We start from the raw sequence: 13,497 nt of genomic DNA on the forward strand, positions 1-13,497 counted from the left end.
GTCCGTAACGCGAACGAGCGTTCATGTGTAGGGGTTGCACGTACCCTGGGCGTATGCCGAGCAGAGTCCGAAGTGGTGAGGCATCCGACGCCATCAGCACCGCGGGTCTCGGTGTCCTCGGAGCGGTTGCCGAGGGGCGGACGCACGGCTTTGCGGTGGCAGCGCTCTTCGCCACCGATGGCGATCTGGGTCGCGTATGGCGAATCCCCCGCGCCGTCGTCTACCGCGAGCTCGGCCGGTTGGAGGCGGCAGGGCTGGTGCGACCGGTCGGTATCGAGACCGACGGCCCTGGCCCGGACCGGACCGTCGTCCAGGTCACCGCGTCGGGTCGGCGCGGACTGCACGCCTGGCTCGACGAACCCGTCCCGCGCCCGCGGGACGCTCGCTCCGCACTACTGCTGAAGCTCGCTCTACTGGACCGCAGCGCCCGCGATCCGAGCACCTTGATCGCCGCGCAGCGGGAGGTCTTCACCGCGCGCCTCGAGCGGTTGCGCGCCGACGCAGCCGCCGCGGAGGCAGGCAGCTTCGATCAGACGCTCGCTCTGTGGCGAGTCAGTTCGACGCAGGCGGTACTGGACTTCCTCGCCATGCTCATGAACTAGTCACACTGCAACTAGTTGACTGCTAAATTCGGGCACCATGAGTGATCTTTCGCGTCGCGGCCTGCTGGCCCTCGGACTCGTCGGTGGTGCCTCGGCGCTCGCCGCGTGCGGCTCCTCCGGTGGTGGCTCGAACACAACGTCCGGGGCAGGTGCCACGCCGGGGGTGGCACCAGCTCCGGCGCCGGCAGCAGTCCCACCGGCTCCGGGACCGTCAATGTGCTCTACGCCGGCTCGCTGGTCGCGTTGATGGAGAAGCAGATCGGCCCGGCATACGAGAAGGCGACCGGCTACAAGTTCGCCGGCTTCGGTGCCGGCTCGACGGCGCTCGCAGCACAGATCAAGGGCAAGGTGCGCAAGGCTGACGTCTTCATCAGCGCCAGCCCGAAGGCGGACGCGGAGCTGATGGGCAAGGACAACGGCGACTGGCTCCAGTGGTACATCAGCTACGCCGCCTCGCCGCTCGTGCTCGGCTACAACACGAGGAGCAAGTTCGCGGAGAAGATCAAGGCCGGCCCTTGGTATGACGCCATCACCGAGTCGGGTTTCCGGGTCGGCACCACTGACCCGCAGGCGGACCCGAAGGGCAAGCTGGCCCACGAGGCGCTGCTGTCGGCGGGTAAGCAACACCCGAAGCTGCTGGGCCTCGCCAAGAGCGACAAGATCGTCTTCCCCGAGGAGACGCTGGTCGCCGATCTGCAGTCGGGGCAGCTGGACGCCGGCTTCTTCTACACCAGCGAGGCGAAGGCCGCCGGCATACCGACCGTCGAGCTCGCCGGGCAGAAGCTCAAAGCCACCTACACTGCATCCGTGCTCAAAGATGCTCCGAACAAGGCCGGCGCGGAGGCGTTCGTTGCCTACCTGCTCGGCCCTGATGCACGAATGACGTTGCAGCAGGACGACTTCCAGCTGATCACTCCCCCAAGACGACCGGCAGCGGAGTGCCCGACACGGTCAGCAAAGCCCTGTCCAGCTAGTGCTCGGAAGGCGGCGCAGCGGCCCTATCGCGATGCTGGGGGCGCTGCTCGCCCTCTATCTCGCCGTCCCGCTCGTCGCCTTCCTCATCCGGCTGGCCGGCTCGAACGACCGTGGCTTCGGCGAGTCCGGGCTGCTCGACGCGGCACGCACCTCGGGCATCAGCGCGACAATCAGCGCGTTGATCGTCGCGGTGCTCGGCATTCCGCTCGCCCACTGGCTGGCGCACTCCCGGGGGTACTGCACCGGATCGCTGGTGTCCTCGTCCAGCTGCCGCTCGCCCTACCGCCGGTGATGAGCGGCATCGTGCTGGTCTACGTCGTCGGTCCTTACACGTGGCTCGGCGAGCGCTTCGACGGCCGGCTGACCGAGTCGCTGGCCGGCGTCGTGATCGCCCAAACCTTCGTAGCCGCACCGTTTTTGATCATCGCGGCGCGGTCGGCGTTCGAGGCGATCGATCCCCAACTCGACGACGTCGCTGCGACCCTCGGCCACCGACGACTGGCCCGTTTCGTCCGGGTCGACCTTCGGATCGCCGCTCCCGCCATACGGGCCGGGCTGCTGCTGACCTGGCTGCGCGCGCTCGGTGAGTATGGCGCCACGGTGCTGCTCGCTTACCACCCCTACACGCTGCCGGTCTTCACCTATGTGCGGTTCTCCTCGACCGGCATACCGACGACGCAGGCGCCGACGGCGGTCGCACTCGCGGTGGCGGCGGTGGTCCTGCTGCTGGCGGGATTCCGGCTGCCCCGAGCGATGCGCGCCCGGCTCCGGCGCCCGGCACCCGGCACGAAACCGGTTGCGCCCTCAACGATCGACGCACGGCCGGTCAGCTTTGACATCGACACACGCGTCGGTGACTTCCACCTGCAGGTGTCCCACGCGGCACGCAGTCCACGCATCGCGGTGCTCGGCGCATCCGGTGCCGGTAAGTCGTTGCTGCTCCGGTCGCTGGCGGGGTTGCTCGGCTCCGGTGTCGGCGAGGTCCGGCTCGGCGACGACCGCCTGGACGGTGTTCCGGTCGAGGAACGCCGGTTGGGATACGTGCCCCAGCAGCACGGCCTCTTCCCTGACCGAACAGCTTGGCAGCAAACGACTTTCGGCACGCACGCGGACCCAGGGGTAGCTGCCTGGTGGCTGCAGCGGTTGCAGCTCGACGGCCTGCAGGACCGGCTCCCGCAGGAGCTGTCCGGTGGCCAGCGGCAGCGGGTTGTGCTGGCGGCGGCGCTCGCGGGCAGTCCGCGCCTGCTCTTGTTGGACGAGCCGTTCTCGGCGCTGGACTATCCGGTCCGCCAGGAGCTGACAGCGCTGGTGCGGCGGCTACAGCAACGGGACTCTCTCGCAACGGTTTTGGTCACACACGACCCGACCGAGGCCGCGATGCTCGCCGATGAACTCGTGGTCATCGTGGACGGGCAGGTGGCCCAGTCGGGCACCGTCCGGGAAGTCTTCGACGCGCCGGCGAGCCCGACCGTCGCCCGGTTGGTCGGGCTGACCAACGTTCGCACTGGCGTCATGGCGAGCGACGGTGTGCTGGAGGCCGAGGGGGTGCGGGTGGCGACGGGCGCGAAGCTGCCGGCCGGCACACCGGTCACCTGGTGCGTGCGCCCTGAGCGGGTGGCAGTCGGCGATGCCGGCGAGCACGAGGTGACGATCACCGATGTGGTCGACCTCGGCAGTCAGCTGCTCCTCGAGTTGAGATGGCGTCAGGGCCTGGATCTGCAGGCGCACCAGCTGATTTCGGATGGGCTGCGACCGCGCGCCGGAGAGACCGCCCGCGTGCACATCGACCCCGACGCGATCAGCGTCTGGCCCGACCAAGCGGGTTGAGTAGGTCGGGGGAGCGAAGCGGAGGAGGCCGTATCGAAACTGCGGTTCCTCAGCCCGCAACCTGCTTCCGGAACTCCGCTCGGTAGCGGCTGCCCTCGGCATCCTGATCGACCTGCTGCAGAGCCAGCCCGTCCGCGCCGAACGCCTCGATCTCTTGGCGGGTGAGTCGCCACGGCGGCCCGTCAGCCAGATCGACATTCGAGGAAGGACGCTGCCGATGACGAGCAGCACGCCACCCGGTGCAACGAGTGACCGGATGGCGGCGGTTGCCTTCGAGCGCACGGCACGCGGCATCGACTGGACGGTCATCGACTCCACCACGAGGTCGAAGGCGCCCCGCCATTCGCCCGGCAACTCGAAGAGGTCGGCGACCCGATAGTCGACCGTCGTGCTCGGTTGGGCGCTCCGGACCTGGTCGACCGCACTCGGTGCGACGTCGAACGCCGAAGTGCGAAAACCCAATGACGCCAGCAGCTCCGCGTCGTGCCCGGGACCCATCCCCGGCACGATCGCGGTCCGCCCGTCACCGGTTGCCTCCTCGGGATGCTGCGCGAACCATTCGGTCAGCATCGGGTGCGGCGCGCCCCGGTCCCAGGGGATCTCGGCGTCGCCGCGACCGGCGGCGACATACAACGGCTCGAACCACGCCGTCGGGCTCCCGGCAGCAAGCGACTCGGTCGCCAGGTCCTGTGCGTGGTCGTCGGCTGAAGATGTCTGGCTCATCCGTCCACCCTGCCAGAATGCCCTCGTGAGCCTTTCGATCCAGCGCGTGACGAGTCGCAACGCGACCTTCCAGCAGTGGCAGGCCCTCCTGGGCAATCGCACCAAGCGACATCGGGCCGGCGAGTTCATCGTGCAGGGTGTGCGGCCCATCTCCCTTGCCCTGCAACACGATTGGGACTTCGCGGCCCTGCTGCGGCCGGTCGATGCTCGCCCGAGCCGCTGGGCCGAAGACGTATGGCGCACCGCGCCCGGGCAACGCTTCGAGCTCGCCGACGAGTTGCTCGCCGAGCTGGCCGAACGGGACACCGAGGAGCGACCGGAGCTGGTGGCCCTGGTGCGTATGCCGCCCGACGACCTCGACCGGCTGATGACTCCCGGCAAGCATGCGCTGATCGCGGTCTTCGACCGGCCGTCCGGCCCGGGCAACATCGGCACGCTGATCCGGTCCCTCGACGCATTCGGTGGCACCGGCCTGGTCGTCGCCGGTCACGCCGCGGACCCGTATGACCCACGGTCGGTCCGGGCCTCGACCGGGTCGCTCTTCGCGGTGCCTACCGTGCGGGTGCCTGCCGCGGCGGATGCCATCGACTGGATCACGGCCCAGCGCGAATCCGGCGTGGACTTCACGGTATTCGGCACCGACGAGAGTGGCGAGACCGACCTGCGATCGGTCGACCTGACCGGTCCGACGGTGCTGGTGATCGGCAACGAGACGCGCGGGATGAGCCACGCCTGGCGCGAGGCCTGCGACCGATTGCTCAGCATCCCGATGGTCGGCTCGGCGAGTTCGCTGAACGCCGCGATCGCCGGCTCGATCGTCCTGCACGAAGCGCTCCAGCAACGGCAGCACTGACCCGAATACGCCATACCCCTGACCGAGAGGAGTAGCAACGGAGCGAGGGGAGTACGGAAATCGGCGTAATCCGTACTCCTGTCGATGCATCGGTACTCCTCTCGATCGCCGGGGGCATCGACCAATCGCCGCTCAGCCCGGCATCGGCGCCAGGGCGATGTTCAGTTGGTATGGCGTGAGGTCCGACTCGTCCTGGCTGCGCGCGATCCATCGGTCGCGCAGGTCGCGAAGCTCCGCACCAAGTTGTCGGGCCTCGTCCTCGGTGATGCGCAACCGGCAGCCACTCTGGTGAGTCGTGGTCTCCTGACCGGCGTTCTCGCGCCCGACCCGGTCCTGGCTGCCGCGCTGTGGCGAGGAAGCTCGGATCCGGAAGTCGCCGGCGAGTACCCATTCCGGTGCGGCCGCGATGAGTGCGTCGGTCATTTCGGCGTTGGACCGTCGCATCACGCGTTCGAAATGCCCACTCGGCAACACCTCGGCCGGAACGACGAATTCGCTTGCGATTGCTTGGTATCGCTTGATTGCACGTCCCTTTCGCCGGGTCTCCGCGGCAATCTCGAGAAGCCCCACGTCATACAGGCTGCGGACCCAGTAGTGAACCTTCGCCAGCGGCAGGTGCAGTAGCTCTGCGGCGTCGCTGACCGAGTGGTCCTCGTGCAGGAACGGCGCCAGGTAGGTCGCAGCTTCGTCGCGCACGAGCGATCGGACCATGACGGGATCGGTGATCTGCACCTATTCAGGATAGCTAGTAGCAATCGAAGTAGGTCTGTGTTTACATTCCTCTTTGTGCAAACTCTCGATATATCGCGTTTCAGGGGATGGGTGCGGCGCTGGGTGGGTGTCGAGCGACATTTCTGGCGGATGATGTGGCGCTCCAGCCCGCCGCTGGTGCTCACTCTCTTCGTCATCATCGCGCTGCGCGGCCTCGGCATCTGGCTGATGGTTCACGCCAGTGGCCAGGCCCTCGAAGCGCTGACCGAACACTCCGACCGCGTGTGGTTCTGGCTGGTGCTGACCGGGATCGGCGTCGGCATCGAGCCGCTCGCTGAGGCCTGGCAGGCCGCGGCCTCGGTGGCCCTGCAGCGCCGCATGAGTCGCCAGCAGGTGATGCTGCTGGCGGAGGCTGCCAACGCACCCCATGGGATAGCACACCTCGAAAATCCCGAGACCAGAGCGCGATTCACCGAGATCGAGGACTACCTACGAGGCATGTTCGGAGTCAACGCGATGTTCGCGGTCTGGATGGTGCTCGGGTATGCCGCAATCGGTCTCGGCGGCTTCGTCGCCGTCGCCCAGTGGTCCTGGCCGCTGGCGCTGTGGACGCTGCTCGCCTTCCGCCTGCTGCACACGAGTTGGACGGGCTACCTCGACGTGACGCTGCGTGACCTCATCGAGGAGGGCAGTGTCGAGCGCCGGCAGGCGGACTACCTGCGGTCCCTCCCACTCGATCGGGGCGCCGGCAAGGAGTTGCGCCTCTTCGGGATGACGCCCTGGCTGCTGCGCCGGTATGCCGAGGTCTGGACCCTTGCGTTCACCGGCGTATGGCGGCGCCGGAATCGCGCCGTGCGAGGCGCGTTCGTCGGTGCGTTCGTCACCGCAGCGATGCTCGCGGGCTCGTATGCCTGGGCGGGGCACGCTGCCTGGACCGGCAGCCTGGCCATCGGTGCTGCGGTGACGGTGCTGCAGGGGCTGATGCAGATGGCCGCACTGGGAGCGCTCGGCGACATCAACGTGCAGGCGATCCGAGCACGCTTCTACGAGAACGAAATCCGCCAACTGCGAGCATGTTTCGGCCTCCCAAGCGGGTTGAGTAGCCGGGGGAGCGAAGCGGAGGAGGCGTATCGAAACCGCAGCGAGGGAACTGGTCCCGATACGCGACCTCGTGCCTCGGTCGCTACTCGACCCGCAGCAGCGGCAGCGGCGGTCGACGTCACGGACGCGACCTTCACCTACCCCTCCCGCGCCGAGCCGGTGTTCCGGCACCTCGACCTGCACATTCCGGCCGGGCAGTCGGTCGCTGTCGTCGGGGTCAACGGGGTCGGCAAGTCGACGCTGATCAAACTGCTCTGCGGCCTATACCCACCGGACTCGGGAACGGTCCGCATCGACGGCCGCGATCCGGCCGTGGACGACGATGCCCGCCGGCGGGTGGCCACGATCTTCCAGGATTTCGTGCGCTACCAACTCAGCCTCGAGACGAATGTCGCTCTCCCACTCCTGGCGCTCGGGGACGACGCCGAGTCGGTGCGCCATACAGCTGACCGCGCGCTGCGGGACGCCGCCGGCACTGACGTCCTGACCCGGCTGGAGAACAACTGGGACACGATCCTGGAACCCGGATACGCAGGCGGCACAGACCTTTCCGGTGGTCAGTGGCAGCGTGTAGCGCTGGCTCGGGCGCTGAGCGCTGTCGCCGCTGGCGCCGGCGTGCTGGTGCTCGACGAGCCCACCGCAGCCCTTGACGTGCGTGCCGAAGCGGAGATCTTCAGCCGCTTCCTTGAGGTGACGCGCGGCGTGACGACGATCCTGGTCAGTCACCGGTTGTCCAGCGTTCGGCACGCCGAGCGCATTGTCGTTCTCGGGCCTGACGGAGTGGTGCAGGACGGCAGTCACGACGAATTGCTCGCGAGCGGCGGCCCGTATGCCGAGATGTTCCGGCTGCAGGCTGCGCGTTTCGCCGCGGCCGGAGCCGGGCCGATCGCCGAACTGGCCGGGGAGAACTCATGATTCGCTATCACTGGCAATCCGTCGTGCTGATCGTGCGGACGTCGTGGCGGATCAGTCCCAGCGCCACCGTCATCGCCTTCCTGGAGGCATGCGGCCGCGTCCTGCAGTACCTCCGTCCGCTCTTCATCGGACTCGTCGTCACTGGGCTGGCAGCGCACCGGCTGACTCCCTCGTCCTCGGAATCGGTGGAATGATCGCCACCGAAGCCTTCGGTTTCATCCTCGGCATCTGCGGCGTGCAGGCGCGCATCGGCCTCAACGAGCGGATCGGGCAGCACTTCGACGCGGACGTCGCCCGGATCAGCGGCACCGCGCCGACGCTAGACCACCTGCAGGATCCGCGCTACCGCGATCAGATGCACGCCTTGCGTGAACGCATGGGCGCCCTTGGTATGGCGTACAACTCGTTCGTCAACTCCGTCAACAACCTGGTCGCACCGGTCACGACCATCATCGTGGCGCTCGGTGCCGACATACGCCTGCTCCTGCTGCTGCTGATCGGGGCTCCCGCGTCCTGGTGGGCCAAGTCCACGATGCGTTGGGAGCAGGAAGCCGAGGACGAGTCGGCGAAGGCCGGTCGTCGCAGCAAGCACTTCGCAGACCTGACGACCGATCCGGTCGCTGCCTCGGAGCTGCGTGTCTTCGGCGCGCGCGACACACTTCTGCGACTGCTCGGCCGTGAGGCCTTTGCATGGCGAATGCCGTTCGCCCGCGCGGAAGCTCGCGGTGCAGCGTTCTCGAGTGGAGTCACCGTGCTCTACGTCATCGCCGCAATGGGCGTGCTCGCCTGGATGGCCCATGACGCGCTGCACGGACGCGTTTCACCCGGCGCATTCGCCACCGGGATCCTCGTGGTCGGGCAGCTGCGGGACGTCGTCGGCAGCCTCCAGGGCACGGTCCACTTCCTCGGCCAGACCCTGCGGACCGTCAAGCGCTACCGCTGGCTCCAGGAGTATGGCGCGACTGCGGCTGCCGCACACTCGGGGACGACGCCCGCACCGAGCGCGCTGCACGACGGGCTGACCCTGCAGGACGTGACCTTCCGCTACCCCGGCGCCGACCGCGACGCGTTGAGCCACATCGACCTGCACCTGCCGGCCGGTGAGGTGATCGCCGTCGTCGGGGAGAACGGCGCCGGCAAGTCCACCCTGATCGGACTGCTCACCGGAATGTATGACGTCAGCGGTGGCAAGGTCCTGGTGGATTCCGTTGACCTGCAAGACCTTTCGCTCGACGACTGGCGACAGCACTGCGCCGGTGCGTTCCAGGACCACCTCAAGCTGGAGCTCACCGCCCGTGAGGCGATCGGTGTCGGAGACCTCGAGATCCCCGACGACACACGCCTGCTCGAGGCACTGGACGACGCTGCGGCTTCCGACGTACTCACGGCACTCCCGGACGGTCTCGACACCCAACTCGGACCGTCCTGGCCCGGCGGGGTGGACCTGTCCGGCGGCCAGTGGCAACGGCTGGCGATCGGGCGAGCGATGGTCCGGCGGTCACCGCTGCTGTTGGTCCTCGACGAGCCGACGTCCGCGCTGGACCCGGCGACCGAGCACAAGCTCTTCGACCGCTACGCCGCAGCTGCGAAGGAGACCTCGCGCGCCGGTGGCGTCACGTTGATCGTCACGCACCGCTTCTCCACTGTCGCGTCGGCCGATCGCGTGATCGTCCTGGCGGACGGCAGGGTCGCCGAGCAGGGCACGCACGAGGAGCTGATGGCCGTCGGCGGTCACTACGCGGAGCTCTACGGCCTCCAAGCCGCCGGCTACCGATGAGGCGACGGCGTTGTCCAAGCCCGCGCGAGTGACACGAGCTGCTCGTCGACGTCCGGCCACGGGAACTGGCTCATCGGTTGCCGCAGCACCACCAGGCCGTGTATGCCGCACCACAGCTGCACGGCCCGCAGGTGCGCCTCCTCCGCGGAGCCGGACACACTGTGGAGCACTTGGGCGAGCAGCGCGAACTGGGCCTCGCCGGCGAACGTCATACCGTCGTCGACGGGCAGCTTCCACGCCTTGGTGAACAGCGTCCGGAATGCGCCGGGGTGCTCGTTCGCGTAGGTGACGTAGGCGCGACCGAATGCGAGCACCTTTTCGTATGGCGTGCCGTCCGACGCCTCGGCCGCTGCCACCATGTCCTCGCCGAACTGTTGCCACATCCGGTGTTTCGCGGCCAACAGCAGAGCCTCCAGCGACTCGAAGTGCAGGTAGATCGACGTTGCGGTGATGCCCACCTTCCGGGCAACCGCTCGCAGCGACAGCTGCCACGGGTCGTCGAGTTCCTCCACCAGGGCGATGGTCGCGTCGAGGATCTCCTCGCGCAGCCGAGTGCCCTCGCCGCGCGGTGCGACGGCGCGGCGCCCGGCCTGCTTCTGCGTCATACGCGGATCCTCTCAGACATAACAGTTGACGAGTGTAGCGCTACGGGTGTTCACTTACGTCACAGAACACCTGTAGCCCGATCCGTCAGACACTGAGACAAGGCACATCGATGACCACGAGCACCATCACGAAGCCCTCCGGCGGCGCCTCCGTCGCGCCGTCGAGACCGGGGCTCGCCCTGACCCTGGTCTGCGTCGCGATGTTCATGCTGATGCTGGACATGACGATCGTCGCGGTCGCGCTGCCCGACATACAGGCCGACCTGCACGCCAACCTGAGCGACCTGCAATGGGTCGTCGACGCCTACACGCTGCCGCTCGCCGCGTTGCTGCTGACGGCCGCCACCCTGGGCGACCGCTTCGGCCGACGACGTCTCTTCTGCGCCGGTATGGCGATCTTCACCATCGGGTCACTCGCGTGTGCGCTCGCCGCAAATCCGTTGATGCTCAACACGATGCGCGCGGTGCAGGGCATCGGGGCAGCGATGCTCTTCGGCACCGCGATGCCGATCCTCGGTCACGCCTACCCGGACCTGAAGGCTCGTGCCAAGGCGATCGGTGCATTCGGCGGGACACTCGCCGGCGCGACCGCAGTCGGCCCGTTGCTCGGCGGTCTCATCGTCGACAACGCCGGCTGGCAATGGATCTTCGCGATCAACGTGCCGATCGGAGTCGTGGCGTTCGTCGCAGCCCGCGTGGGATTGCCGGAGTCCAAGGCCGAGAAGGCCCGTCGCATCGATGCCACCGGCACCGCACTGCTCACGATTTCGTTGGCAGCATTGGTGTTCGGGTTGATCCGTGGTCAGTCCGAGGGCTGGGGTTCGGGGCTCATCGTCGGCTCCTTCGCCCTCGCAACATTGGCACTCGTCGTGTTCCTGATCCGCGCCGCACACACCGACGAGCCGATGGTCGACCTCGAGCTCTTCCGCCGCCCGAGCTTCGTCGGCATCGGCGTCGCTGGCTTCGTGATCGCCGGAACCCTTGTGGCCGCAACCAATTACGTCGGTCTCTACTTCGTCAACACACTGGGCTACACGCCGTTCGAAGCCGGACTGCGGTTCCTGCCACTGACCGTCACGGCCTTCATCGCCGCACCGGTCGTGGCGCAGCTCGGGCATCGCGTGCCGACCGTGTTCACGATCGGCGGCAGCCTGCTGCTCGTGACCGGCGGTCTCGTGTGGGCGTCGCGGATCGACGCGTCCTCGGACTGGACGGCACTCGCGCCCGGGTTCGTGCTCGCCGGCATCGGCCTCGGTGCCTCCAGCGCTGTTCTGTCCAGCGCCGCACTGGCCAGCGTCGAACCTGACCGTGCCGGTATGGCGACCGGCGTCGTCAACACTCTCCGACAGGTCGGCACCGCGGCCGGTGTTGCAGCGTTCGGAGCGGTTTTCGCAGCACGCACCGGCTCTCGTATGGCGAGCGACGTCGCACCAGCACACCTGCCGGTCGACCAACTCGGGCAACTGAAGGACGCCGTCGCCTCCGGTGCGGGACGCCTCGTCTCCGGTCACGCTCCGACACAGGTGCGCGCCCAGCTGACACACGCGGCGGTCGACAGCACGGCATACGGCATCCACACCATCCTGCTGATCGGGGCCGTGATCGCCGGAGTCGCGACCCTGGTCGTCGTGGGTCTGCTGGCACGAGCACACCGGGCCCAGCCCTCTGGTTGAGTGGGCCCACACCCGTTGCGCTGAGGAGGAACCATGAGTCCGGACCACCGTCGCGCCCGTGACTACGTCGCCTTCGACGGTGTGCCCGGCACCTGGAACGCCATCTCCGATGTCCCCGGCGTGGAGGTCGGCTACCTGACGATCATCGAGGGCGACGGGCCGCTCGTCCCCGGCACAGGCCCGGTACGCACCGGAGTCACTGCGATCCTGCCGCTGGGCCGCGCGCGGGTCGGGACCGCGCTCGCGGCAGGGATGTTCTCCTTCAACGGCAACGGCGAGCTCACCGGCAGCCATTGGATCGAGGAGAGCGGCTCGCTCGCACTGCCGATCGCGATCACCAACACGCACGCCGTCGGTCCGGTGCACCGCGGGGTGCTCGAGTGGTCGCTGGCGCAGAATCCGGCACTGCAGCAGGGCTGGCACCTACCCGTGGTCGGCGAGACCTTCGACGGCTACCTCAACGACATCAACGGGCGTCACGTGCGGGAGGAGACCGCCATCGCGGCACTCGATGCCGCGGCGAGCGGCCCGCTCGCCGAGGGCAGCGTCGGCGGCGGCACGGGCATGAATTGCTACGGCTTCAAGGGCGGTACCGGCACCTCCTCACGCCGGGTCGCCGTGGGCGAGCAGTCGTATGTCGTGGGTGTCCTCACCCAGGCCAACTTCGGCTCGCGCAAAGAGCTCGTCATCCGCGGCAGCCGGCTCGGCATACAGCTGCTGGACGACAACCCGATGGAAGACACCGGCCGGAGCGCGCCGCCCGGGTCGGGTTCGTGCATCACGGTCGTGGCGACCGACGCGCCGTTGTTGCCCCAGCAGTGCAAGGCGCTCGCCCGCCGGGTCTCACTCGGCATCGCACGCACCGGCACCATCGGCAGTCACTTCTCCGGCGACGTCTTCCTGGCCTTCTCCACTGCCAACGCTGGTGCGCTCGACAGCGGAATCGAGGCTGCGACAACGGAATTGCGGCAGCTCGAGTTCCTCCCGTGGCCGGCCATCGACCCCCTGTATGCCGCTGTCGTGCAGGCCACCGAGGAAGCGGTCGTCAACGCGCTGGTCGCGGCCGACACGATGATCGGCCGCGACGGTCACCGCAGCCCCGGCTTCCCGAACGAGATCCTCACGGATTGATCAGCCCGGCGCGCAGCGCGCGCATGGCACCGGCCCAGCGCAGCAGCGAATCGAGCATCGCGTCCAGGTTGGCGACCTGGTAGTCGCGCGGCGTGAGTTGCACGAAGTCGGTCATGTCGTCATAGATCGACAGCGACACCTGCGCGCGGACGGTCGCGATCTGCACCTCGCCGAGCGTCGACTTCAGGTGCTCTCCGGCGCGCAGCCCGCCGCTGGACCCGTAGCAGATGATCCCGGCTGCCTTGTCGTTCCACTCGGCATACAGGAAGTCGATGGCGTTCTTCAGCGAGCCCGCCATACCGCGGTTGTACTCCGGCGCGACGAACACGAAGCCGTCATACGAGTCGATCAGCCGCGACCACCGTTTCGTGTGATCGTGCCGGTAGTGATGTGCGGCCGCCGGCTCCGGCTCGTCGAGCAGCGGCAGGCCCACGTGCGCCAGGTCGATCAGGTCGTATGACGCATCCCCGCGCCCGCTCGCGCGATCAAACGCCCAGTCGGCGATGGTCGGACCGACCCGGTCCGGCCGGGTGCTGCCGATGATGATCGCGATCCGCAGAGAAGTCACTTGCGAACTCTAGAGTTTCGGCGAGTCGACGCCCGG

General features: G+C 68.0%; 12 protein-coding genes and 1 pseudogene. 9 read left to right on the forward strand and 4 right to left on the reverse strand.

Translation table 11 applies throughout. From position 1 onward, the window contains the following. The first annotated feature begins 53 nt into the window (after positions 1-53). Positions 54-602: a PadR family transcriptional regulator gene (locus ACFQDH_RS05710; RefSeq protein ID WP_382399307.1), complete on the forward strand. Its 549-nt coding sequence runs from the start codon at positions 54-56 to the stop codon at positions 600-602. 105 nt (positions 603-707) lie between these two features. Next, the gene (locus ACFQDH_RS05715; protein ID WP_382399309.1) at positions 708-3,404 is read left to right on the forward strand and encodes an extracellular solute-binding protein; all 2,697 of its coding nucleotides are present in this window, start codon (positions 708-710) and stop codon (positions 3,402-3,404) included. Between the two features lie 279 nt (positions 3,405-3,683). Here ACFQDH_RS05715 and ACFQDH_RS05720 read toward each other — a convergent pair. Then, positions 3,684-3,974, reverse strand: a pseudogene (locus ACFQDH_RS05720) (class I SAM-dependent methyltransferase); the annotation flags it as partial. Here ACFQDH_RS05720 and ACFQDH_RS05725 point away from each other — a divergent pair. Both ACFQDH_RS05725 and ACFQDH_RS05730 read left to right on the forward strand, forming a co-directional pair. Then, entirely contained in the window at positions 3,948-4,112 is a 165-nt protein-coding gene (locus tag ACFQDH_RS05725; RefSeq protein ID WP_382404941.1) for a hypothetical protein, read from the forward strand. The pseudogene ACFQDH_RS05720 and the gene ACFQDH_RS05725 overlap by 27 nt on opposite strands. A 40-nt stretch (positions 4,113-4,152) precedes the next feature. After that, positions 4,153-4,980 carry a TrmH family RNA methyltransferase gene (locus ACFQDH_RS05730; protein WP_382399311.1) on the forward strand — a complete coding sequence of 276 codons (828 nt, stop codon included), beginning with the start codon at positions 4,153-4,155 and terminating at the stop codon, positions 4,978-4,980. Positions 4,981-5,112: 132 nt separating this feature from the next. On the opposite strand, the gene ACFQDH_RS05735 is transcribed toward ACFQDH_RS05730, so the two are convergent. Next, on the reverse strand, positions 5,113-5,712 hold the full coding sequence (locus ACFQDH_RS05735) for a hypothetical protein (protein ID WP_382399313.1): 600 nt from the start codon (positions 5,710-5,712) through the stop codon (positions 5,113-5,115). A gap of 90 nt (positions 5,713-5,802) precedes the next feature. On the opposite strand from ACFQDH_RS05735, the gene ACFQDH_RS05740 reads away from it, so the two are divergent. Genes ACFQDH_RS05740 through ACFQDH_RS05750 form a run of 3 tightly spaced genes read left to right on the forward strand, consistent with a single transcriptional unit; the run spans position 5,803 to position 9,484 of the window. Further along, positions 5,803-7,707: an ATP-binding cassette domain-containing protein gene (locus ACFQDH_RS05740; RefSeq protein WP_382399315.1), complete on the forward strand. Its 1,905-nt coding sequence runs from the start codon at positions 5,803-5,805 to the stop codon at positions 7,705-7,707. Next, on the forward strand, positions 7,704-7,901 hold the full coding sequence (locus ACFQDH_RS05745; RefSeq protein ID WP_382399317.1) for a hypothetical protein: 198 nt from the start codon (positions 7,704-7,706) through the stop codon (positions 7,899-7,901). The genes ACFQDH_RS05740 and ACFQDH_RS05745 overlap by 4 nt, the downstream gene beginning before the upstream one ends. Beyond that, entirely contained in the window at positions 7,898-9,484 is a 1,587-nt protein-coding gene (locus ACFQDH_RS05750) for an ABC transporter ATP-binding protein (protein WP_382399319.1), read from the forward strand. The genes ACFQDH_RS05745 and ACFQDH_RS05750 overlap by 4 nt, the downstream gene beginning before the upstream one ends. Here ACFQDH_RS05750 and ACFQDH_RS05755 read toward each other — a convergent pair. Continuing rightward, complete coding sequence (locus tag ACFQDH_RS05755) at positions 9,475-10,089, reverse strand: TetR/AcrR family transcriptional regulator (protein ID WP_382399321.1); 615 nt, start codon at positions 10,087-10,089, stop codon at positions 9,475-9,477. The genes ACFQDH_RS05750 and ACFQDH_RS05755 overlap by 10 nt on opposite strands. A gap of 110 nt (positions 10,090-10,199) precedes the next feature. Here ACFQDH_RS05755 and ACFQDH_RS05760 point away from each other — a divergent pair, with 110 nt between their 5' ends. Both ACFQDH_RS05760 and ACFQDH_RS05765 read left to right on the forward strand, forming a co-directional pair. After that, complete coding sequence (locus ACFQDH_RS05760; RefSeq protein ID WP_382399323.1) at positions 10,200-11,762, forward strand: DHA2 family efflux MFS transporter permease subunit; 1,563 nt, start codon at positions 10,200-10,202, stop codon at positions 11,760-11,762. Between the two features lie 33 nt (positions 11,763-11,795). Next, complete coding sequence (locus tag ACFQDH_RS05765; protein ID WP_382399325.1) at positions 11,796-12,893, forward strand: DmpA family aminopeptidase; 1,098 nt, start codon at positions 11,796-11,798, stop codon at positions 12,891-12,893. Here the strand turns inward: ACFQDH_RS05765 and ACFQDH_RS05770 are convergent. Continuing rightward, positions 12,883-13,461, reverse strand: a complete 579-nt coding sequence (locus ACFQDH_RS05770) for an NADPH-dependent FMN reductase (RefSeq protein WP_382399327.1) — start codon at positions 13,459-13,461, stop codon at positions 12,883-12,885. The genes ACFQDH_RS05765 and ACFQDH_RS05770 overlap by 11 nt on opposite strands. Positions 13,462-13,497 lie beyond the last annotated feature (36 nt).

Origin of the sequence: Flexivirga alba (genome assembly GCF_042661025.1) — a bacterium.
In the GTDB taxonomy this organism is placed as follows: Bacteria; Actinomycetota; Actinomycetes; order Actinomycetales; family Dermatophilaceae; genus Flexivirga; species Flexivirga alba.

Bases quoted from the DNA above. Each gene is read 5' to 3' on its own strand.
- ACFQDH_RS05710 (WP_382399307.1), top strand. From the start codon at position 54: ATGCCGAGCAGAGTCCGAAGTGGTGAGGCATCCGACGCCATCAGCACC.
- ACFQDH_RS05725 (WP_382404941.1), top strand. From the start codon at position 3,948: ATGCTGCGCGAACCATTCGGTCAGCATCGGGTGCGGCGCGCCCCGGTC.
- ACFQDH_RS05745 (WP_382399317.1), top strand. From the start codon at position 7,704: ATGATTCGCTATCACTGGCAATCCGTCGTGCTGATCGTGCGGACGTCG.
- ACFQDH_RS05750 (WP_382399319.1), top strand. From the start codon at position 7,898: ATGATCGCCACCGAAGCCTTCGGTTTCATCCTCGGCATCTGCGGCGTG.
- ACFQDH_RS05755 (WP_382399321.1), bottom strand. From the start codon at position 10,089: ATGACGCAGAAGCAGGCCGGGCGCCGCGCCGTCGCACCGCGCGGCGAG.
- ACFQDH_RS05760 (WP_382399323.1), top strand. From the start codon at position 10,200: ATGACCACGAGCACCATCACGAAGCCCTCCGGCGGCGCCTCCGTCGCG.
- ACFQDH_RS05765 (WP_382399325.1), top strand. From the start codon at position 11,796: ATGAGTCCGGACCACCGTCGCGCCCGTGACTACGTCGCCTTCGACGGT.